The sequence below is a fragment of the Granulosicoccus sp. 3-233 genome (assembly GCF_052681095.1).
This window is the reverse complement of the sequence record NZ_JBQYLE010000001.1, coordinates 355,644-376,642: the sequence shown is the minus strand read 5'-3', so window position 1 is coordinate 376,642 and position 20,999 is coordinate 355,644. Positions and strand designations below refer to the sequence as shown.

Here is a 20,999-nt window from a genome sequence, read left to right as displayed (position 1 = left end):
ATGTCCGCCGATATGCACGGACAATGGCAGCCGCCAAGCTCGTGAATTCTTCCGCAACCCGGCAGACAAACGGTATCCGACTGCAAGCTTGTGAAGCAGATCTCATTACCTCGGCCATTGCATGCCGATGCATGAACTTGCCCGCCATTTCGGTTTTCTTTCCACCTCGCTTGCAGCGAGCATCTGGTACGTTATGCCGCAACCGATCCGCCTTCCTCGGGAAGTGTCTTCACACGCCATGCAACGACCTCACGAAAACCGCCAGATGCGCCAGCGCGTTTCATCGTCTTCATTGAACCATCGTGGCTGGCTGGCCATCCTGTTCTCGCTGGTCCTGTTGCTGCAGGCCTGCAGCGACAGCGGCGTGGTGATCGACAACGGCTCGGGCGCGGGCGGCGATAACAGCGGAGGTGGCACCCCCACCGGCGAGGACCTGGAAGAACCCGACAACGGCGGGCCTTCAGGCGAACTGCCACCGGTGAGCAGCGTGTCGAATCTGGACGCACAGGATGTCGCCGCTTCACGCTTTCTGGCCCAGACAAGCTTCGGCGCCACGCCAGAGACCATCGCCGAGCTGCGCGACACGACGTTCGAGGACTGGATCGACGAGCAGATGAACCTGCCGGTCTCGCTCACCGAACCGTATACCCGCAATAACAGCAACGGCAGTCAGGGCGACGCTCGCCACGAAGCCTGGTGGAACAATGTGCTGGACGAGCCTGACCAGTTGCGGCAGCGGGTCGCCTTTGCGCTGAGTCAGATTTTCGTGGTGTCCGACCTGGATTACCTGCTGGCCAACAACCAGTGGGGTATGGCCAACTACTACGACATGCTGAGTCGCAACGCCTTCGGCAACTATCGCCAATTGCTGGAGGATGTCACTCTGCACCCGGTCATGGGGGTGTATCTGAGCATGGTACGCAACGAAAAGGCCAATATCGCCGAGAACATCCGGCCAGATGAAAACTACGCTCGTGAAGTCCTGCAACTGTTCTCCATCGGTCTCTATGAACTCAACGAACGCGGCGAGGCTGTGCCGGCCGACAACCCTGTCCCGGCCTACACCCAGAGCCAGGTGGAAGAGTTCGCGCGTGTGTTCACCGGCTGGAACTATGATCTGGTGACCTCCTGGGAAACCAACAACCTGGGTGGTGGCGACACCTTTACCACACCGATGGTCACCGACGAACGCTTTCACGATACCGGCAGCAAGACACTGCTCAATGGCCGAGTGGCTCCCGCTGGTCTGAGTACACGCGATGACATGGCCTTCGCGCTGGACACCATCTTCCAGCACCCCAATGTCGGCCCCTTCATCTCCGGACAGCTCATACAGCGCCTGGTCACCAGCAACCCCAGCCCGGAATACATCCAGCGTATCGTCTCGGTTTTCAATGACAACGGCAGCGGCGAACGCGGTGATCTGGCCGCTGTGGTCAAGGCCATCCTGCTGGATGAGGAAGCCCGCAATGGTCACAACGAAGATCCGGATTTCGGCAAACTGCGCGAGCCCGTGATGCGTCTGGCCCACGTCTGGAGAGCACTGGATGGCACCCCCGGACCATTGTCCGAAGGGGTACACAACACGCCGAACTTCACCTTGTCGCGCATTGACGAGATGACCGGACAGGAAGTCCTGCAGTCCCCTTCCGTGTTCAACTTCTACCGGCCGGATCACACCATCGTGCCCGGCGGCAGCACGCTGTCACCGGAGATGCAGATCATGACCGAGGCAAATCTGGCCTCGACGCACAACAACTTTCACCATCAGGTCTACCGCTTCAATGATCGTTCGGACCTGAGTGACGACAACCCCCGGGTCACCATCATCGACCTGCAACCCCTGGTCGACCTGGCCACCGACCCTGATGCGCTACTCGACTGGTACAACCTGATCTTCTTTGCCGGCTCGATGCCCGATGACATGCGCCAGACTCTGTTCGATTACGCGCGTTCACTGGGCAGTGATGACGCCGGCAGGTTTGCAGCGGTTCAGGACACCTTGTTCATGGTGCTGACAACGCCTCAGTATCATGTTCAGCGCTAGCTGTCGATTCAGCCAGGCCAGCGGCAGCGCTCAAGCAGCGTTGACATTGCCGCTGATGCATAGCCTCAGCGATCTTGCTGGCAGACCCTTCAGATCCAACAACAGCCTGCTTGCCACGAGGCTGATGACTTGCGACACAGACCATGCGAAATCCGGTAGATAAAGAAAGACGCCGTTTACTGAAAGCTCTGGCAGCCCTGCCACTGGGTGGCGGTGTGTCCATGATGGCAGGTTCGGGCAAGGCCCATGCCGAGCAGTGTGATGAAGCCAGGTCTCTGGTGTGCATCTTCCTGGCAGGCGGTGCCGATTCATTCAACATGTTCGTCCCCGGTGGCAGCCGCTACGACGATTACCTGGGCTCGCGCAACGAGCTGGCAGTGGCAGAATCGGACCTGCTGGCCGTCAGCGATGCGCAACAAGGTGAATTCGGCTTTCACAATCTGCTGCCGGATTTCCAGCGACTCTATGACGAACAGCGCCTGAGCGTGTTGAGCAACACCGGCACCCTGATACAGCCGACCACCAAGTCCGATTACCTGGGAACCGTGGCATTGCCGCAATCCCTGTTTGCTCACAACACGCAGCAGAAGCTGTGGCAGACCGGGGCCGGCATCGTCAACGGCAGCACCTCCTTCGGCTGGGGTGGTGCCATCAGTGCCCATGCCGCCAACTGCAATGGCAGCATTCCGGTAGCACCAGCCTTTTCCATGGGCGGCAGTACCGACTGGCTGGCCTCGGCCAGTACCAACTACGTGACATTGAATGCCGACGTTGCCGTGGAACGCATGTACGGATTCGACAATATCAGTGACTGGATTCCACCGCGTCGACTGAGCAACGTCGGCCGCACCCTGAACGAACTGATTGCCCAGGGCCAGGCCAGCAGCAACCCTTTGATGATGCGCGCCATTGCCAATGCGGTGGGTCGTGCCTCCGATGCTACCGCCTCGTTGCACTCTGCCCTGCGGGCCAATGAACTGCCACAAATGCAGTACAACGGCAGCAACAAGCTGGCAAAGCAGCTGCATCTGGTGGCACGCATGATCGCCTCACGCGAGGAACTGGGCATGCAGAAGCAGGTGTTCTTTGTCTTGATGGGCGGCTGGGATACCCATTCGGATCAGCTGGAGCGCCAGCCGGATCTGCTGAAGGACCTGAATGAAGCGGTCAATGCCTTTCAGGGCACCATCGATGACATCAACAAGGCCGGCAGTGTCACCACGTTCACGGCGTCCGACTTCGGTCGTACCCTGAGCAGCAATGGCAACGGCACCGATCATGGCTGGGGCGGTCACAGCTTCGTGTTCGGTGGAGCCGTCGATGGCGGCCGAGTGATCGGGGAAACGCCGGATTATTCCGACTCCGACAACCCCGATGATGCCGGTGAGGAAGACGGCAGTTTTGCCGGGCGCATCATTCCGAAAATCTCGGTCAATCAGTATGCCGCTACCCTGTCACGCTGGATGGGTGTCTCGGAAAGCGATCTGAACAACGCCTTGCCGGATCTGCAGAACTTTGCGGAGAAGGATCTGGGCTTCATGCTCACCTGATTCGAACTACAGAGCGCCCTCTCACCTGATTCGATCCACCGGGCGCCCTGATCGTATCGCGAATCGACTGTCTAACGCCGGGAACGCCTGCCCGGTGTCGAGCCAGCATCCGGGCGTTTGCCTGATACGATCACGGTCCCGATCGTATCAGGCTTCAATGAGGCTAATTATCCCAGAGCACGCTTTCATCGGCTGCAGCGGCAGCTTCCAGCAGACTGATCAGAGGACCCGCGCGCGTATGCAGGGCAACCGGCGCTTCCTGCTCTTCATCATCGAAGCCCCCCTGAGAGTTCTCTTCCGCATCGGCGGACCCCGGATTCAACTCCTCGGCTTCCAACTTCGCCAGACCTTCGTGTAAAGTCTTCAACGCCTGCGGTACGTCCGCGGCCAGTATGGCACCCGGCACATTGCCGCTTTGTCCCATCAGCTTCAGCAGTGATACTGCCGCCGTTCCGAACATGGTTATGTCCGAGTATGCGCTTGTCCTGAAAGTTACCAGCACGACGACCTCATTTAGGAAACCCGATAGTGGCCGACTTTAACACACACATTTTTGGCGCAGCAGCCGTTGTCAGCCTTGGAGCGACCTGTTGTACCAAATTGTTGTCACTGGGCATGACAGATGGTCTGATGCTGACGATAGCCGGCATGATCGGCGGCATCATTCCCGACATCGATCTCAAGCAATCACAACCGTCTCGTGCCCTGTTTTCCGGATTGGGAACCATCGCCGCACTGGTCTGGCTGTTTGCCAACGTCGATGGATTCACGGGTCTGGAGCTCTGGCTCGGGGCAATTACCGTCTTCCTGCTCGTGAGATTTCCCGTCTGGTGGCTGTTCCACTCCGTCACTCGGCATCGCGGCATCCTGCACTCGCTGATCGCCGCCATCATGGCGGGTGTGCTGATGTGTGCCATCGCCTGGCAGCAGATGGAAACCAGTGAATTGCAGAGCTGGCTGCTGGGCATCTTCATGACACTGGGTTATCTCATCCACCTGATACTGGACGAGCTCTACAGCGTCGATTTCACGGGGGTGCGTGTGCGCCGCTCCTTCGGCAGCGCCATCAAGCCACTGGATCTGCAACAACTGCCAGCCAGTTGCCTGGTGATATTCATCACGCTGGTTGCCTGGTTCTGGACAGCGCCCTGGGACATCGCCTGGAACCAGTGGCAGGCACTGTATACCGACTGGCGACCCGCCCTGTTGCCCGACTGGATCTGGGACAATCTCTGAAAGCAGGCCGCCCGATCAATCAGGCGGCCTCGCCGAGTCAAACCGGATCGTTCAAACCGAGTCGCTCAGGTCTCCACCTTCAGATGCTTCAGTAGCTCCAGTGTGATACCGCCACCGTTGATCCCTTCGGCCGCCTGATATTCTTCCATCGCTCTCAGGGTTCCCTGCCCGACAAATCCGTCGATCGGACCCGGATCATACCCTTCACGCTTGAGTGCCTCCTGCAATCGGGTGATGATGTCGCGAGTCATGTTCACCTGGCACAGTACCTGAACCCATTCGACCTTCGCCGGTGCGACCTCTACCTGACTGCTGACCGTTCTGGTCCGTGCCGGAATCTGGATGCGTCGCTCCGATGCCGGTGAAAGCAGACGCTGCACCTCGATGGATTCGATCTGCGCAGGGACCTCTCGCGGACTGGCCACCGCAGGCGTGCTGACCACTTCACGCACCACATCGACCTTCTCGGCCGGGCGCTGATTCAGACAGATCTCGCGGCCGGTCGCGATGGCATTCGAATCTGCCTGCTCATCCTTGGCCAACCAGAAAAAGGCAGGATCGGACACCTTCACCTGCCGTTCCACCGTGGTGTACTCCGCCGGTACATCCACCCTTTCCTCCCGTGCCGGGCTGACCAGCTTCTCCACCTCGACAGTCTTGTATTCGGCAGGGATGTTGATGGTCTTGGTGGTTGCCGGCTTGTCCAGTACCGTCTTGGTCAAGGTCTCGTAGCGAGCCGGCAGCTCGACCAGACACATCACCTCACCAGTGGCATTGTCGACCTGTTCGACCACACCACAGTCTTCCTGCCACACACTGCGGGCCGGCTCGACCAGCACCGATTCGGTCACGGTACGATAGACCGCCGGCACATCCACCACTTCACTGGATGCTTCCTTGACAACCACGCGTTCTGCCACCGTTTCGAAACGGGCAGGAACGATTTCGATACTCTGTGTCGCTTCCTTGACCAGCACACGCACCGATTCGGTACGGTACTGTGCCTCGGTGTAGTATTCCACGAAGCAGCTACCCGGCTCCACGGCCGCTGTGTCCACACCGGAACTGGCAATCTGTTCGACAGCCTCCGGACTGACAGGCTGCCCACTGTCGACGCTGCCGTTCACCCAGACGAGCTCTGCCGCCCGTGTTTCCACCGATTCGGTCTCGCGGATGAAGGCGGCGGGCGTCACGTCGATATCCTGTGAAGCCTCCTTGACGGTTATCTGTTCCTCGACACTCTGATACTCGGCTTCCTGAGTTTCGATACGTTCGGAAGCCTCCTGAACAACGACCTCTTCGGTACGAGTCTCGAAACGTGCGGGTGTAATGACTTTCGCATAACACTCGCCAGGCTTGGCATCCGGCAGTACCAGATTACTGTCTGCCTGTTGGGCGGTAGCCGGCAGAATAGCCAGACAGCTACTCATGACGCCCAACAGGGACATGGTCAGTTTACGCACGATGAATGACTCCAGTTAAGTCGAAAGCACTGCCTCACGGCATCAAGTACTGATTGTCGTATGCCGACGGACAATATTCAACGTTTCTTGCCGATGGGAGCCGTTCGACGCTTGATTCGTCGATAATTTGACGGCCCGCTGCCTTCGCAGCCCTGGCGCTCGATCAGGCGGCCAAGCCAGAGCAGCAGCAACAGCAGCGGCAGACCGGCCACCACACCTCCACCACTGCGAGCTGCCGATTCATCGCCATCACTGCCTGAATCGCTGCCCGAATCATTGCCTGAATCAACACCACTACCCCCGCTGTCGGAGCCATCACCAGCACCCTCTCCCGTACCGGAATCCGTTCCCGTGTCCGCGCCCGAGTCACCGCCGGTTTCACCTCCACCCGTGGTTTCCGGTTCCACGGTTCGAGGTACCAGTGGTGCAGGATCCTCCGAGTCGGACAGGCCGTCTTCGTCGGTATCGGGGTTCAGCGGATCGGTACCCGCAATGATTTCAGCGCCATCATCAAGCCCGTCTGCATCCGTGTCCGCCACATCGGCAAGCGTGCCACGGTCGATTTCATCCGCATCGTCCAGACCGTCATTGTCCGTGTCCTGCAACAACGGATTGGTGTTCCAGAGCAACACTTCATCACCATCACTCAGGCCATCTTCATCCGTGTCAGCCAGTATGGGGCTGGTCAGATGATCATGGATTTCAGCCCCGTCCTCGAGGCCATCATCATCACTGTCTCGATCACCGGGATCACTGCCGGCATCCACTTCATCGCCATCATTGGCGCCGTCATCGTCGCTGTCCGGGTCGGTCGGGTCGGTGTTGTAAATGGCTTCTTCATCTGTATCACTCAACCCGTCTCCGTCAGAATCCGTCTCGACGCTCAGCTCCAGAACCTCGTGGGACACGGTTTCGTTGTTGTTACCGCCGCCCTTTCTGACACTGCCGGAAACGACATGCCATTGCGAACCTATCGTCGCACTGCCACCACTGTGGCGGGCCTGCAGCAGTGACTTCAAGGTACGCCAGCTATTGGTCTTGACGTTGTAGGCTTCGGTAACATCCAGAGCCACACCGCTGGTATCGATCTCGCCTCCCGCCACCAGTACCTCATTACCTGCAGGTGCCGCAAACACACCCGCTCTGACGGTCGGGATGTTCGCACCGGTACTCCAGCTATTGGTGGAGAAGTCATAGACATCGGTTTGCCTGACCGCGTCGTCGAAGGTATTGGGCTGATCGGATTCTCTGCCCGCCGCAGCGACCAGCTTTCCATCGACGATCACCGCCATGAAATGATCGCGTGCATGTGGCGCATTCGGCAAGGTATCCCAGTCCTTGCTGACCGGGTCATAGCGATCGAACCAGTTTACCGCGCCACCATCATGCCCCTGGGTATTGCCACCCACCAGATAGATCTCGCCATCATGCACGACGGCACCAGCCGATCCTCGCAGACGATTGCTCGGTATCTTGCCTGCGGTGGACCATTGTTCGGTGGCTGTATCGAAAACATGGATCGTCTGGACACTCGGCTCGTCCGGATAGCAACACGTGAATGCACCGATCACGTAGATCTTGCTGCCGATGACAACCGGTTGAAAGTGATGCAGTTCCTCCGGTGGGTTGCCGATCACCCGCCATCGCTTCGTACTCGAGTCATAGACCTCGATCGGCCTGCTCCCCCTGCCGCCCATCAGATACAACTTGCCGTCCACCGCCACGGCTGCCGCTTCATGGCGCTTCGTGGCAAAACTGTCGTCGCTGGTGGTAATCGATTTCCACGAAGTATTCGCCAGGGTGTCAGCGATAGCACCACTACCGAACAATGCGGTAGCGAGCAGCAGGTACAGGCGAGAGGCAGGAAGGAGCTGCATGGTCGACAGATTCGAAGGGTCCAGTCACTGCACTTAGCAAAAAACCGGCCCGGGACAACTGCCGAGACCCGGGAATCCTGAAAATGCAGAGAAGGACAGGGACCGGTGGCCGATTGGCAGCTGGATGACCCGACTACCTGACCATCCAGCTACCTGACTACCCGACCATCTACCTGCCTGGCCGCCTGTCAACTCGAGTAGGGGCGCTGCCTGCCATCCTCGGCCAATGACCTCACCAGCCCGGCCAACTTGTCGATGCCCGCCTCGATGCGATCTTCCGGAATCGAGGAAAAACCCAGACGGCAGAAATTGCCAGGCCCTTCGCGACTGGCAAAGTAATGGTCTCCGGCATTGATGATGATGCCATTGTTCGCAGCCAGCACTTCCAGCTCGCGGGCCGACACCGATTCCGGCAATTGCACCCAGAACGCGGAGCCGCCAAAGGTCGGTTTCAGTGACGAAAAGACATCATGACGCTTCAAGGCTTCATCCATGATCTGCCACCGCGCCTTGAACGATTGCGACAATCGCAGCAGAGCGGAATCGTGATGCCCCAGCGACAGAAAATGTGCGACGGTTCGCTGGTTGTTCGATGGCGGATGACGGTACATGAGACGACGCAGCGCCCTTGCCTGCTGGATGAACTTCTTCGGCCCCACCATGAAACCGACACGCAGCCCGGGGGCCAGCGTCTTTGACAGGCTGCCCACATAGATCACACGGTGTTCGGAATCCAGGCTCTTCAGAGCCGGCGTAGGCTTGCCGACGAAGTTGAGTTCACTCTCATAATCATCTTCCACGATGGTCACGTCATGGCGGGCCGCCTGCTCGAGCAGGCTCTTGCGTACCTCCAGTGGCATGGTTGTGGTGGTCGGACACTGGTGACTCGGCGTGACGTAGATCATCTTGCAACGGCTGAGTCGCTCGTCTGTTTCAACGCCCCGTTCTCCCACCGGAAACAACTCACGATGACGAGTACACAGGCTGAAGATATTGCGTGCATCCACGTAGCAGGGATCTTCGATGCCGACGGTACTGTCCTTGTCCAGCAACAACTGCGCAATCAGATACAGAGCATTCTGTGCACCCGAGGTGATCAGGATCTCATCCTTTTCCGCCCAGACGCCTCGCCTTGGCAGTACTCGTGTGTGTATCTGTTCTACCAGCAGCTCATCATCATGATCTACCCGATCCTGGGTCCAGCGACTGATGGCATCCACACGCAACGACAGTCGACAGGCCTCTCGCCAGTCGTTGACGGGAAAAAGCGAGGCATCCGCCTGACCGTAGATGAAGGGGTATTCGTACCGCCGCCACTCCAGTGGCCTGTTGATACTGCGTTGATCCAGCAGGTCGAGAACCACATCGGGACCCCGTTCGGCAGACAGGTCGCGAAAGCCGACACGCTTGCCCGGGGAAGGATCCGGCCGCGGTGTTTCGACTCGGCCATCCAGGATATCCGGATTGACGAAGTAGCCACGCCGCTCGTGCGACTGCAGATAGTTTTCATCGATCAGATGCTGGTAGGCCAGCACTACGGTGTTGCGTGCAACGCTCAACTGACGGGACAGTTCCCGAGATGAAGGCAGGGGCACATTCACCGGAATGCGACCATCGAGTATCGCCTTGACCAGCGCCTGGCGCAGCTGTGCCTGCAGACTCTGGCCGCTGCCGGAGTCCAGCTTGATCAGCTGATGCCACATGGGCTTTTCATGTGTTCTAACCACGAGTCACCTCTCCGTTGGCATCCTGATCCAGCAGTTCGAAATCCAGGTCCTCCACCGAGTCAGGCAATTCCGATTCCGACAGCGCCGGTATCTCCAGTTCTCTGGACAATGGCGAACTCAGTCCACGACCGGAACGCTGTGTACTCCGGGCAAGCTGCTCCTGTTCGTTGCGAGAAGTATCGATCGCATGCACCGAGGCCTGTCTGTTCCGCCGAACCGCAGGATCGACGATGCGCTTCTGCAACACGGGTAACTCGTTGGCACTGGACCAGGCGTCCGGTTTGTTCTTGGCCAGCTCCAGTTCTCTGGACTTGTTGGACTTGTAGCTCGCGAAATCGCGCTTCAGCCGAATCTGTTGATCCTCATAGGACCTTACCTGCGACTCCAGCGTCTGAATCCGCTGTGCCTGCAGTTGAGAATGCAGCTCCAGTGCAGACTCCCGCTTCAAGGCCTTTTGCGTTCTCTCTCGCTCCATGGCCAGAGCCTGACGCTGATCCACAATGACGGCACGAGCCGAACCCAGATCCACCTCCACGGTCGATCGCGATTTCGCCAGTTCCTGTCGCGCGGTCTGGATGGCCTGGCGGGCCCTTCGCTTGGAACGCAGCAGCCCCAGACAATATCCCATGATGATGCCCAGCAGGGTAACGGCGACCAGACTGGACAAGAGAGCTAGGGGTGAATCGACACTCATTGACGAACTTCCTCTGCAGACACTCTGACACGGTGAGTGCCGGATACCAGGTCTTCCCCGGACTCGATAAGAATGCGGAACCTGTCCTTCTCCAGGCCGCGATTGATCAGATAGGATGCGATGGCCCGCCCACGATCTCGACTCAACAGACCATCGCTCGTGACACCATCGTACTCATTGCCGGCCACCGAGACCAGCACAGGCAGGTCAGAGTACAGATAGAGCGGATTGAAGATGTCATCCAGCAAGCGTTCGATATCGCGTGAAACCGTGGCAGAGCCCGGTTCGAAGCGAATGCGACTCGACAGTCCATCCAGCACCTGCAGCTCTCGCTCTCTCAGGTTCTCATACCGTCGCAACTGCCGGGCAACGGCCGCCACTCGTGCGGCTTCAGCCGCAGCCGCCTGCCTGGCACGTTCATCAATGGCACTCTGAGCCGCCTGCTCCCTTTCAGCCTCGATAGCGGCCAGTCGTGCCTGCTCCGCCGCTTCGGCCTCCGCGGCCAGTCGTGCCTGCTCCGCCGCCTCTGCCTCCGCGGCCAGTCGTGCCTGTTCCGCCGCCTCTGCCTCCGCAGCCAGTCGCGCCTGTTCCGCCGCTTCTGCTTCCGCAGCCAGTCGTGCCTGTTCCGCCGCTTCTGCCTCCGCAGCCAGTCGTGCCTGCTCCGCCGCCTCTGCCTCCGCGGCCAGTCGTGCCTGTTCCGCCGCTTCGGCCTCCGCGGCCAGTCGTGCCTGCTCCGCCGCCTCTGCCTCCGCAGCCAGTCGTGCCTGTTCCGCCGCCTCTGCAGCCAACCTCGCCTGCTCCGCCGCTTCGGCCTCCGCAGCCAATCGCGCCTGTTCCGCGGCTTGTTCCTCGGCGGCGATCGCTGCCAGGCGTTCACGTTCCGCGCGCGCCGCCTCTTCGGCCAGCAAGGCCTGTTGTCTCGCCTGTGCCACCGCAGCCAGCCTGGCGCGCTCTGCGGCTTCCGCCTCAGCGTCCAGACGCGCTTGCTCTTCAGCCCTGGCCGCCGCCAGCTGTCGCTGCTCGGCGGCAGCCGCCTGGGCCTGCAAGCGGCGCTCTTCCTCGGCTTCCAGCGCCAGCAAGGCCTGTTCGGCTGCCTGTGCATCACTGTCGACCTGGCCGCTGTCCGTAGTGACACGCTGTTGATCGGATTCGGGCACGGCATTACCGGTAAAACCGATCGATTTGACAGCCCAGAAGCACAGGCCCACCCACAACAACGCAGCAATGGTCAGAACCAACCAGGTGCTACGGCTGCGGGTGAATGTCTCGTCTCGGGTTTCGATATTCATCGGTCAATCAATCAAGCGCCCAGTTTGCGGGTTTCATACTGGCAACACAACTGAGACCGGACCAGCAATTCCCCAAACCGGACCATGGTCTCATTTTGCAGCTCGACGACTTTGAGAGGAGGGCCACGGACATTTCAGGCCAGCTCACTAAGCTGCACATCTCACCCGATGAGCCTCCGGACACTCAGCAATGAACCACTACGCCAGCGCCATTACAGGCCGACTGCCTCTCGTCCTGTTGCTGTTCAGCCTTGCCGGCTGCGACTGGGTAGATTCTACCGGAGTCCAGGGGGCAACTGTCACTGCCAGCCTGCGCAATGGCGAAGCCCTGCCCCTCACCGAGAACGTGCCACTCACGGCACCACTTGCAGGCGAAGGCGCGGAACTGACCGGTTGGCGCTGGGAAATTGACGGCACTGACGTACAGGGGCGATGCAACGCCTTCAACGGCTTTGATGAACAACTTGCCGTTGATTCGCTGAACGACGCCTGTAGTGATCGCAACAACTGCAGCTTCGCCATCGATGAGACCAGCAGTGAAGACAGTGCCACCAGCTTTACGCTGCAACTGCCCTCGCTACGCGCACCGGTGGCACTGAGCTACCGCCTGTTGGCGAACCGGTCGGATGGCACGGTGCTCGAACGACAGCAACTGTTCTGTGGACTCTCGATCAATGAGGCCCCGTCGGCAGATGATGACAACTACCTGGCGATTCCGGGAGAAGTACTGGTTGTAGCGGCTGATGCCGGCAACAGTCTGCTGGCAAATGACAAGGATGATGACGATGTGCGCAACTCGGCACTCACGGTCAGCGGCATCATCACTCAGCCCGCCCATGCCGCACAATTCTCCTTCGATCCGGATGGCGGCTTCCTGTACGAGCCGCGCAGCGATATCCCGCTCGATGCCAGAGGCTTCGCTGAAGATCGATTTGTCTACTCGGTGACCGATGGCCTGCACCAGGTGACGGGCACGGCCGTATTGCGCGTCGCCGCAGACAACGAAGCTCCGGTTCGTCTGCAGGCAGTACCGGATACCAGCCTGACGGTGACGGCCGGCATCGAGACAAGCAGCCCCGAGGCACAGTTGCTCGATCTGTCGATCTACTTCAGCGATCCGGACGGTGACACCTTGACGTTCTTCATTCCGGCAGAGCAACTGCCCGCTTCCGGCAACATCACACTCAGCCCCGCCGGCCTGCTGCGCGCCGAGCCGAACCTGACAGACATCGGCAGATACCGCATCGAACTGCTGGTCAGCGATGGGCTCGAATCCATCAGTGATGCATTCCTGTTGAGCGTGGTCGAACCCGATGCCGACCCGGACAACACGGCGCCCCGGGTTTCGGATATCAGCAATCGCATCGTACGCAAGAAATTCAAATACGACATTCGCAGATTCTTCAGCGACCCTGACGGCGATACCCTGGAATTCAGTGCCGAAGGCCTGCCCGACGATGTCGAGATCAGCACCAAGGGCGTCATCAGTGGTGAGTCTGGTCGCAGCAACCAGGGTCGCTGGCTGGTTCGTGTCAATGCCAGCGATGGCAAGGGTGGAACAGTCAGCGACGCCTTCCAGCTGGATATCAGATAGTCTGCAACAGCCGCAGGGTCTGCCGATGCAGTTCGGCCGAGCCTGCGGCGATGACGAAGCCACCGTCCACGGCGCTCTCGCCTTCCCAGTTGCTGACCACACCGCCCGCAGCCTCGATCAGCGGAATGAGCGCCAGAATATCGTAGGGCTGCAGGTCGCAATCGAGCACGACATCCACGAAGCCCGAAGCCAGCAAGGCATAGGCGTAACAGTCCCCACCATAACGCGACAGACGAGCCTCGTCCCTGACTCGCAGGAAGGCCGCTTTCGAGTCAGCGGTATCGAACATGTCCGGCGTCGTACAGTACAGAGTGGCACTGTCCAGCAATACGTTCTGGCGTGTCTTCAGTTCGGTTCGCCGATCCCGACTCTGCAACCATGATCGACCACCGACCGACAGATAGCGCTCGCCCAGAAACGGCTGATCCATGACACCCAGTATTGCATCCTGACCATTGAACAGACCGATCAGCGTACCCCACATCGGCATGCCACTCATGAAGGCTCGAGTACCATCGATGGGGTCCACGACCCAGGTCAAGCCACTGTCACCGAGCACGGCTGCATGCTCTTCGCCATGAAAGCCGATATCGGGAAACTCGCTGAGCAGACACTCGCGGATGGCCAGCTCTGCCTGACGATCCGCCTCGGTAACCGGATCGAAGGCCCGCTCCCCTGCCTTGTTGTCGATCTGCATGTCGGCGCGAAAATACCGCAGAGTGACCTCGCCGGCTGCTTGCGCTGCGCGTTCCGCAGCAGCCATCAATTGTGCGAGCATTTCCGGCGGTACGTCCACCGGTGAATTCTTGATCAGGTTCATTGTTTGTGCAGTCGCAGTTCGAGTAACCGTAAACAACCGTCAGGAATGCCGAGGATGGCGACGGTCTTGCCTTGAATCCGAGGCATGATCTCACACCGCCAACAGGAACGGCGAATCAGGACCCGCTGCACTTTTGTTCGACTGCCAGAGTCGGTGTCGCAAGAACCCGTCGGCTGCAGCCTGATAACCCGGCGGCTTGCGAAATACCGTTATCTGCCGGGTCTGTCAGCTTGATTTGATTCGGCGTACTGCCTATACCCCGAGACCGGCAAGTTTTTCCGTACACGACATGATCGCAACAAGACGACCACAGAATCCGTTCATGCTCGGCGCACTGGCGCTGGCAACCGTAGTGCCGCTCACCGGTGGCTGCGCCCATGTCAATCTGACTCAGATTGCCTATGAGATGCTGCGTCAGGAAGATTGCAAACTGAATCGTCTGGACGATTTCTGCACGCGCACCTTTGCCCGTGAGTACCTGGAATACGAGCGTCTGCGACAGGACTATCTGCGCAGCCAGTCGCAGCGTGAATGGCGCGTCGAACGAGAGGCGATTACACTACACAGCCCAGAACAACCGAACTGATCCGCCCCCATGTCCGACGCCACCGGCCCGGCCCTGCTTGCCCGCATCATCGCCCACCGCGGTGCCTCGGGTGATGCCCCTGAAAACACACTGGCAGCCCTGTCACTGGCAGCCGACCACGGTGCGAGCTGCGTCGAAATCGATGTGTCGATCAGCGCCGACGGAATCCCCTTCGTACACCACGACGACAAACTCGATCGTTGCACCAGTGGTCAGGGCCTGCTGTGCGAACACAGCGCTGCCGAGCTCGACCTGCTGGATGCCGGCAAGGGCATGCCCGGATACTCCGGCGAACCACTGCCTCGGCTGACTGCCGTTTTCGACCTGCTGCAGGCACGCGGCTTGGGATTGAACCTGGAAATCAAACCGCGCAAGGGTCTGGAACGCGAAACCGTCGACGCCATCTGCGCACTGGTGGAAGAACGCTGGCCTGCGCATCTGCCACTGGTATTTTCCAGTTTCAGCTGGAGCTCACTGGCGATGGCCCGGGAACGTCTGCCGGACACCCCTCGTGGCCTGCTGGTCGGTGCCATCCCCGATGACTGGCAGGCACTGACAGACACCTACGGCTGCCGCAACATTCATTGTGATGGCGCAAGCCTGACGCCGCAGCAGACACGCGAACTGCGTCAGGCCGGTCTCGGTATCTACTGTTACACCGTGAATGACCCGGAGCAGGCTGCGCGGCTACTCGGCATCAGTGGTGAGCAGAGCGCCGAGCACGATGCCACGGCCGGAGTCCATGGCATTTTCACCGACTATCCGAAGCGTCTAGCAGAGTATCTCGGTACTTGAACTGAGCACCGGTAATCAATCCGGGGTCGTCCTGCTCCAGCGCCTTCAGCATGCGTGGCCATAGCAGATGCCAGCAACAACCGTGTGAAAACTGCTTCATCAGAAAGCCGCTGGCCTGCGGTTGCTGCATGATGAATCGCCGCACCAGCGGTGGCGGAATCACGGCATCCTGCCCTCCCAGAAAATGCCATTGCCAGACTTCATCACGAATCGGCGGCAGATCGGCCGGGTTGATCGAACTGTACAGAGGGGTATAACCGTGGTGCGCGGTCCACGCACGGGTATTCAGATTTCCGGCAATCGTGACCACTCGCGTCACCATCGGGTTCTCGCGCGCCAGCAGCATGGCCAGCGCCCCACCGCCACTGTGCCCCATCAACCACAGTTCACTGGCGCCGTAACGGTGAGCCAGAACCCGCAGACCGGAGGCCATGCTGTCGATCACCGTTCGAGAGTAGCGACCGGAGGTCCACAGAGAACTGTCGCAGCCATCGTCACTGGACGTGCCGTTGTAACAGGGGCGCCCCAGATAGACGGCGGCCTCCCGGTCCAGCTTCATCAATCGCAGCATCAGCGGACGCCTTGGCGTGGGATCGGCCATGACAATGGTGCGATGCGTCCAGGGTGACCCATCGCCTTCCAGATAGACATGCAGGATCGCGCTATCGGCTGACGAGCGTCGAGCCCTGGCATCGCTTCGGGCCCGAGCATTGTCATACACCAGCAAACGGTAGCCTTCAGCCAGCAGCTCGGAGCGTTCGAAACCCTGACTCTGCGCCAGTTCATCCAGCTTGTTGGTCGGGGTCGCGCATGCCTGCAGCAGGCAAAGCAGCAACAGCGTGGCGTAGCGCGCCAACGGCTGCAGAGCACTGCGGAATGACGACTCAGACATCATCGAACTGTCCTTTCAAGCGCTTGCGCTTGCCTGACATGGCACGGGCATGAATCGCTTGTAACACGTCAAGACGGCTCCTGCACTGTCAAACAACCACTATACTGTAACGGATACGCCGAAGGAGCAGTAAGGATCGTGAAAAAGTCGTGGCTCGCAGCCGGGACCCTTGTTATCGTCCTGAGCTTATGGATGGCCACCGGCCTGTTGCAATCCGAGGACTCCTCGGTAGCGGACGAAACCAAGCCTGACCCCTTGATGACGGTGGAGATCGAGACGGTCGAACTGCAGGAAATGGCGCGCAAGATCTCCCTGCAAGGAGAGCTGGAACCCGCACGCTATCTGCAGGTCAAGGCCGAAACCAGCGGCAGGGTCGAGCAATTGCTGGTTCGCAAGGGTGTCCAGGTGAGCAGTGGCGATGCACTTGTGCAGCTTGATCCGGGGAGTCGCCTGAACACGCTCGCCGAAGCATCGGCCCGCGTCAAGAGTGCGCGCAGCGAACAGGAAGCGGCCGAGACCCTGCGACGCCAGCGCCTGCAGTCGAAAGTGCAGACCGAGCAGGCGGAAGCGGCTCTGGAGTCTGCCCTGGCCCAGCTGCACAACATCGAACTGGACATCAGCCGTACGACCATTGCCGCACCCTTCGACGCTCTCGTGAATGATCTGCCGGTGGAACGCGGGGAGCTCATCGAACGCGGCGACGTGATTGCCGAGCTGGTCGACAACAGCGCCTTCGATGTCACCGCCCAAGCCGCGCAGCAGGCCGTCTCGTCACTGCTGATCGGCCAGGATGTCAGTGTCGATCTGATCACCGGTGAATCCCTGCCGGGCAAACTGACCTATATCTCGTCCATCGCCGATCCCCAAACGCGCAGTTTCCGGGTCGAAGCCCGTGTCGAGAATCCAAAAGCCGCTCTGGCTGCCGGTATCAGCGCCACACTGACGATACCCGTGGAGCAGATCGAGGCGGCCTTCATCACACCCTCTGCCCTGTCACTGGGAGACGATGGCGAACTCGGCATCAAGGCGGTGGATGCCGACAACCGGGTCTACTTCCTGCCCATCGAGCTGGTCAGTACATCGCTGGATGGTGCCTGGGTCAGCGGCATTCCGGCACAGACACGCATCATCACCCTGGGGCAGGGTTTTGTCGCTCTGGGCGAAGAGGTCCAGACTCGCCTGGCACAGGCGCAGGATCAGCCAGCCGCCAGCGACACGAACTGACATGTACGCGCTCATCGATGCTGCCTTCGACCGCAGCCGCACGGTCATCATGCTGATGCTGTTCCTGATGGCCAGCGGTATCGTGGCCTATGCCAGCATCCCCAAGGAATCCGAACCTGATGTACCGATTCCGATCATCTATGTATCGATGACTCACGACGGCATCTCCCCCGACGACGCCGAGCGACTGCTGGTTCGCCCCATGGAGAAGGAGCTGCAGAGCATCAGCGGAGTCAAGGAAATGAGCAGCACCGCTGGCGAAGGTCACGCCTCCGTGCTGCTGGAGTTCGATGCCGGATTCGATGGCGACAAGGCCCTGGCCGATGTACGCGAACGCGTGGATGTGGCCAGATCAAGCCTGCCGGCAGCCACCGACGAGCCCAGCGTCAATGAAGTCAACATCGCGCTGTTTCCGGTACTCAACATCAGCCTGTCCGGCCCCCTGCCAGAGCGCACCCTGATACGCATTGCCCGCAACCTGAAGGACAAACTGGAAGCCCTGCCCGGCGTTCTCGAGGCAGACATCGCCGGTGAACGGGAAGAAGTACTGGAAATCGTGGTCGACCCACTGGTCATGGAGAGTTACCACCTGGATTTCGATACGCTGTTCTCGCTGATCCGCAACAACAATCTGCTGGTGGCAGCGGGAGCCATCGACACCGGTGCCGGCCGCATGGTTCTGAAAGTACCGGGCGTCATCGAAGACATTGCCGATGTCATGACCCTGCCGGTGAAGGTCACCGACAGTGCCGTGGTGACCTTCGGTGATGTTGCCAGCATCCGCCGCACCTACAAGGACCCGGACAGCTTTGCCAGACTCGACGGGCAGCCAACACTGGTGCTGGAGATATCCAAACGCCTTGGTGCCAACATCATCGAGACCATTGACGCGGTCCGTGAGGTGGTCAGCGAGGAACAGCAGCGCCTGCCAGCCACACTCGATATCGGCTTTCATCAGGACAAGTCGGAAGAGACCCAGATCATGCTGACCGATCTGCAGAACAATGTCATCTCAGGCGTCGTTCTCGTCATGATCGTGATCATGGCCACCCTTGGCATCCGCTCTTCCATTCTGGTCGGCTTTGCCATACCGGGCTCCTTTCTCATGGGCATCCTGGTGATCAATGCCATGGGCTACACCATGAACGTGGTGGTCCTGTTCAGCCTGATCCTGGTGGTCGGCATGCTCGTGGACGGCGCCATCATCGTCTCGGAACTGGCCGATCGCAACATCGACGCCGGCATGACCAGCGCCGATGCCTATGCCAATGCCAGCAAGCGCATGGCCTGGCCGGTCATCGCCTCAACCTTCACCACGCTGGCCGTGTTCTTTCCGCTGTTGTTCTGGCCTGGACTGATCGGACAGTTCATGCGCTACATGCCCATCACCGTCATCAGCTGCCTGCTGGCCTCGCTGGCCATGGCTCTGATCTTCATTCCGGTTCTCGGCAGGTTCATCGGTCGTGAAAACCCGGCAGCACGACTATCGGATGGCGCTACGGTTCAGGGTCACGAAGATATCTACGACCCCGAACAGCAGACGCTGGAGAAGCTGACGTCAGACAGTGGACGTGCACGCGCCGGCTATCTGTCTCTTCTGCATACGCTACTGCTCAACCCCGTCAAGACACTGTTGTCGGTACTTGCCTTCACCGTGGCCAGCTATGTGCTCTACGGCATGATCGGCAAGGGAGTCGAATTCTTCCCCGGGGTCGAACCCGAATCCATGGCCATTCAGGTACACGCGCGTGGTGATCTGTCCATTCGCGAAAAGGACCGGATCATGAGGCGAGTGGAACAGCGCCTGTTCGACCGTGACGAAATCGAATCCGTCTACACCCGCACCGGCACCTCGGGCAACGATGACGGTGGAGACACCATCGGCACCATCAACCTGGAATTCATCGACTGGGACCAGCGTCGCAAGGCCGCCGAGATCACCACCGAGCTGCGAGAGGAACTGAGCGACATTGCCGGCATTCGGGTGGAATTCGCAGCCAATGAAGGCGGCCCGGATGGCGGAGGCAAGCCCATCAACATTCAGGTCAGCGCACCGTCGGACAAGATGGACGACACGGTGGATAACTTGCGCCGCATCATGCGTGAGCAGGGAAATTTCGTGGATGTCAGCGACAACCGCGCCCTGCCCGGTGTGGAATGGCGTCTGCAGGTCGATCGTCAGCAGGCGGCTCGTTACGGTGCCGATGTGGCGCTGATCGGCAATGCCATACAGCTGATCACCACCGGAATACGCGTGGCAGGCTATCGACCGGATGACGCAACCGACGAGCTGGACATCCGGGTTCGCTACCCGCTCGATCTGCGCCACCTCGACCAGATCAGCCAGCTTCGCGTCCCCACCTCCCGCGGGATGGTACCGATTTCCAATTTCGTCAGCGTCAGCCCTGCCCCGAAGACCGGCGTCATCAAACGTGCCGACGGTCGCCGCGTCATTACCGTGGAGGCCGACGTTGCCGAAGGCAGCCTGGTTGACACCGAACTGAAGACCCTGCAGGCAACATTGTCGGAACTGTCTCCCGATCCCGAGATCAGGATCGCGTTCAAGGGCGAGGCCGAAGAGCAGCAGGAAACCATGATCTTTCTGATGACCGCCTTTGTCTCCGCCGTTTTCCTGATGACCCTGATTCTGGTCACCCAGTTCAACAGTCTCTATCAGGCGTTTCTGGTTCTGACAGCGATCGTGTTTTCCACCTCTGGCGTGCTGATCGGCCTGATGATCACCGGCCAGACCTTCGGCATCGTCATGGTGGGTATCGGCATCATTGCCCTGGCCGGTATTGTCGTGAACAACAACATCGTGCTGATCGATACCTACAACAGCTATGTGCGACAAGGCGCTCCCGCCATTCAGGCGGCACTGATCACCGGCTCCGTGCGGGCACGACCTGTATTGCTGACAGCCATCACCACCATTCTGGGTCTGATGCCGATGGTACTGGCAATGAATGTCGATCTGATCGATCGCGAGCTGTCGTTCGGCGCACCCTCCACGCAGTGGTGGACGCAATTGTCCAGCGCCATTGCCGGAGGCCTGGCCTTCACGACCCTGCTGACATTGTTTCTGACACCGTGCCTGCTGGTACTGGGAGATCGCGTGGCTTCTCGCCTGTTGCGCAGACGCGCACATCGGCAGCAGGCCCCCCACATCACCTCGATCGAATCATCCACCTGAGAATCCGCCCGT

16 protein-coding genes are annotated in these 20,999 nt (G+C 59.7%); 8 read left to right on the top strand and 8 right to left on the bottom strand.

All coding sequences use genetic code 11. From position 1 onward, the window contains the following. Nucleotides 1-238 precede the first annotated feature (238 nt). Nucleotides 239-2,047 (top strand): DUF1800 domain-containing protein, encoded by a 1,809-nt coding sequence (locus ACUNV4_RS01705; RefSeq protein WP_430876751.1) that lies wholly within the window; start codon nt 239-241, stop codon nt 2,045-2,047. A gap of 143 nt (nt 2,048-2,190) precedes the next feature. Then, on the top strand, nt 2,191-3,597 hold the full coding sequence (locus tag ACUNV4_RS01700) for a DUF1501 domain-containing protein (protein WP_430876750.1): 1,407 nt from the start codon (nt 2,191-2,193) through the stop codon (nt 3,595-3,597). Nucleotides 3,598-3,760: 163 nt separating this feature from the next. On the opposite strand, the gene ACUNV4_RS01695 is transcribed toward ACUNV4_RS01700, so the two are convergent. Then, the gene (locus ACUNV4_RS01695) at nt 3,761-4,057 is read right to left on the bottom strand and encodes a DUF1840 family protein (RefSeq protein ID WP_430876749.1); all 297 of its coding nucleotides are present in this window, start codon (nt 4,055-4,057) and stop codon (nt 3,761-3,763) included. A 68-nt stretch (nt 4,058-4,125) separates the two neighbouring features. Between ACUNV4_RS01695 and ACUNV4_RS01690 the strand changes: the two genes are divergently transcribed. Then, the gene (locus ACUNV4_RS01690; RefSeq protein WP_430876748.1) at nt 4,126-4,833 is read left to right on the top strand and encodes a metal-dependent hydrolase; all 708 of its coding nucleotides are present in this window, start codon (nt 4,126-4,128) and stop codon (nt 4,831-4,833) included. 65 nt (nt 4,834-4,898) lie between these two features. Here ACUNV4_RS01690 and ACUNV4_RS01685 read toward each other — a convergent pair whose 3' ends face one another. From ACUNV4_RS01685 to ACUNV4_RS01665, 5 genes are all read right to left on the bottom strand, one after another. Continuing rightward, nucleotides 4,899-6,296, bottom strand: a complete 1,398-nt coding sequence (locus ACUNV4_RS01685; RefSeq protein WP_430876747.1) for a peptidoglycan-binding domain-containing protein — start codon at nt 6,294-6,296, stop codon at nt 4,899-4,901. Nucleotides 6,297-6,373: 77 nt separating this feature from the next. Further along, nucleotides 6,374-8,173: a Kelch repeat-containing protein gene (locus tag ACUNV4_RS01680; protein ID WP_430876746.1), complete on the bottom strand. Its 1,800-nt coding sequence runs from the start codon at nt 8,171-8,173 to the stop codon at nt 6,374-6,376. Nucleotides 8,174-8,361: 188 nt separating this feature from the next. Then, complete coding sequence (gene pdxR, locus ACUNV4_RS01675) at nt 8,362-9,900, bottom strand: MocR-like pyridoxine biosynthesis transcription factor PdxR (protein WP_430876745.1); 1,539 nt, start codon at nt 9,898-9,900, stop codon at nt 8,362-8,364. Further along, nucleotides 9,893-10,594, bottom strand: a complete 702-nt coding sequence (locus ACUNV4_RS01670; protein WP_430876744.1) for a hypothetical protein — start codon at nt 10,592-10,594, stop codon at nt 9,893-9,895. The genes pdxR and ACUNV4_RS01670 overlap by 8 nt, the downstream gene beginning before the upstream one ends. Then, nucleotides 10,591-11,883, bottom strand: coding sequence for a hypothetical protein (locus tag ACUNV4_RS01665; protein WP_430876743.1), 1,293 nt, complete (start codon nt 11,881-11,883; stop codon nt 10,591-10,593). Before ACUNV4_RS01665 ends, ACUNV4_RS01670 begins: the two co-directional genes overlap by 4 nt. 190 nt (nt 11,884-12,073) lie before the next feature. Between ACUNV4_RS01665 and ACUNV4_RS01660 the strand changes: the two genes are divergently transcribed. After that, on the top strand, nt 12,074-13,477 hold the full coding sequence (locus tag ACUNV4_RS01660) for an Ig-like domain-containing protein (RefSeq protein WP_430876742.1): 1,404 nt from the start codon (nt 12,074-12,076) through the stop codon (nt 13,475-13,477). On the opposite strand, the gene hisN is transcribed toward ACUNV4_RS01660, so the two are convergent. Then, nucleotides 13,470-14,297, bottom strand: a complete 828-nt coding sequence (gene hisN / locus ACUNV4_RS01655) for a histidinol-phosphatase (RefSeq protein ID WP_430876741.1) — start codon at nt 14,295-14,297, stop codon at nt 13,470-13,472. The two genes, ACUNV4_RS01660 and hisN, sit on opposite strands and share 8 nt — an antisense overlap. A 289-nt stretch (nt 14,298-14,586) precedes the next feature. Here hisN and ACUNV4_RS01650 point away from each other — a divergent pair, with 289 nt between their 5' ends. Further along, nucleotides 14,587-14,883: a hypothetical protein gene (locus tag ACUNV4_RS01650; RefSeq protein ID WP_430876740.1), complete on the top strand. Its 297-nt coding sequence runs from the start codon at nt 14,587-14,589 to the stop codon at nt 14,881-14,883. A 9-nt stretch (nt 14,884-14,892) separates the two neighbouring features. After that, nucleotides 14,893-15,678 carry a glycerophosphodiester phosphodiesterase family protein gene (locus ACUNV4_RS01645; RefSeq protein WP_430876739.1) on the top strand — a complete coding sequence of 262 codons (786 nt, stop codon included), beginning with the start codon at nt 14,893-14,895 and terminating at the stop codon, nt 15,676-15,678. Here ACUNV4_RS01645 and ACUNV4_RS01640 read toward each other — a convergent pair. Then, nucleotides 15,635-16,570 (bottom strand): alpha/beta fold hydrolase, encoded by a 936-nt coding sequence (locus ACUNV4_RS01640; protein ID WP_430876738.1) that lies wholly within the window; start codon nt 16,568-16,570, stop codon nt 15,635-15,637. The genes ACUNV4_RS01645 and ACUNV4_RS01640 overlap by 44 nt on opposite strands. A gap of 138 nt (nt 16,571-16,708) precedes the next feature. Between ACUNV4_RS01640 and ACUNV4_RS01635 the strand changes: the two genes are divergently transcribed. Continuing rightward, on the top strand, nt 16,709-17,794 hold the full coding sequence (locus tag ACUNV4_RS01635; RefSeq protein WP_430876737.1) for an efflux RND transporter periplasmic adaptor subunit: 1,086 nt from the start codon (nt 16,709-16,711) through the stop codon (nt 17,792-17,794). Between the two features lies 1 nt (nt 17,795). Beyond that, nucleotides 17,796-20,987 (top strand): efflux RND transporter permease subunit, encoded by a 3,192-nt coding sequence (locus ACUNV4_RS01630; RefSeq protein WP_430876736.1) that lies wholly within the window; start codon nt 17,796-17,798, stop codon nt 20,985-20,987. Nucleotides 20,988-20,999: the final 12 nt, after the last annotated feature.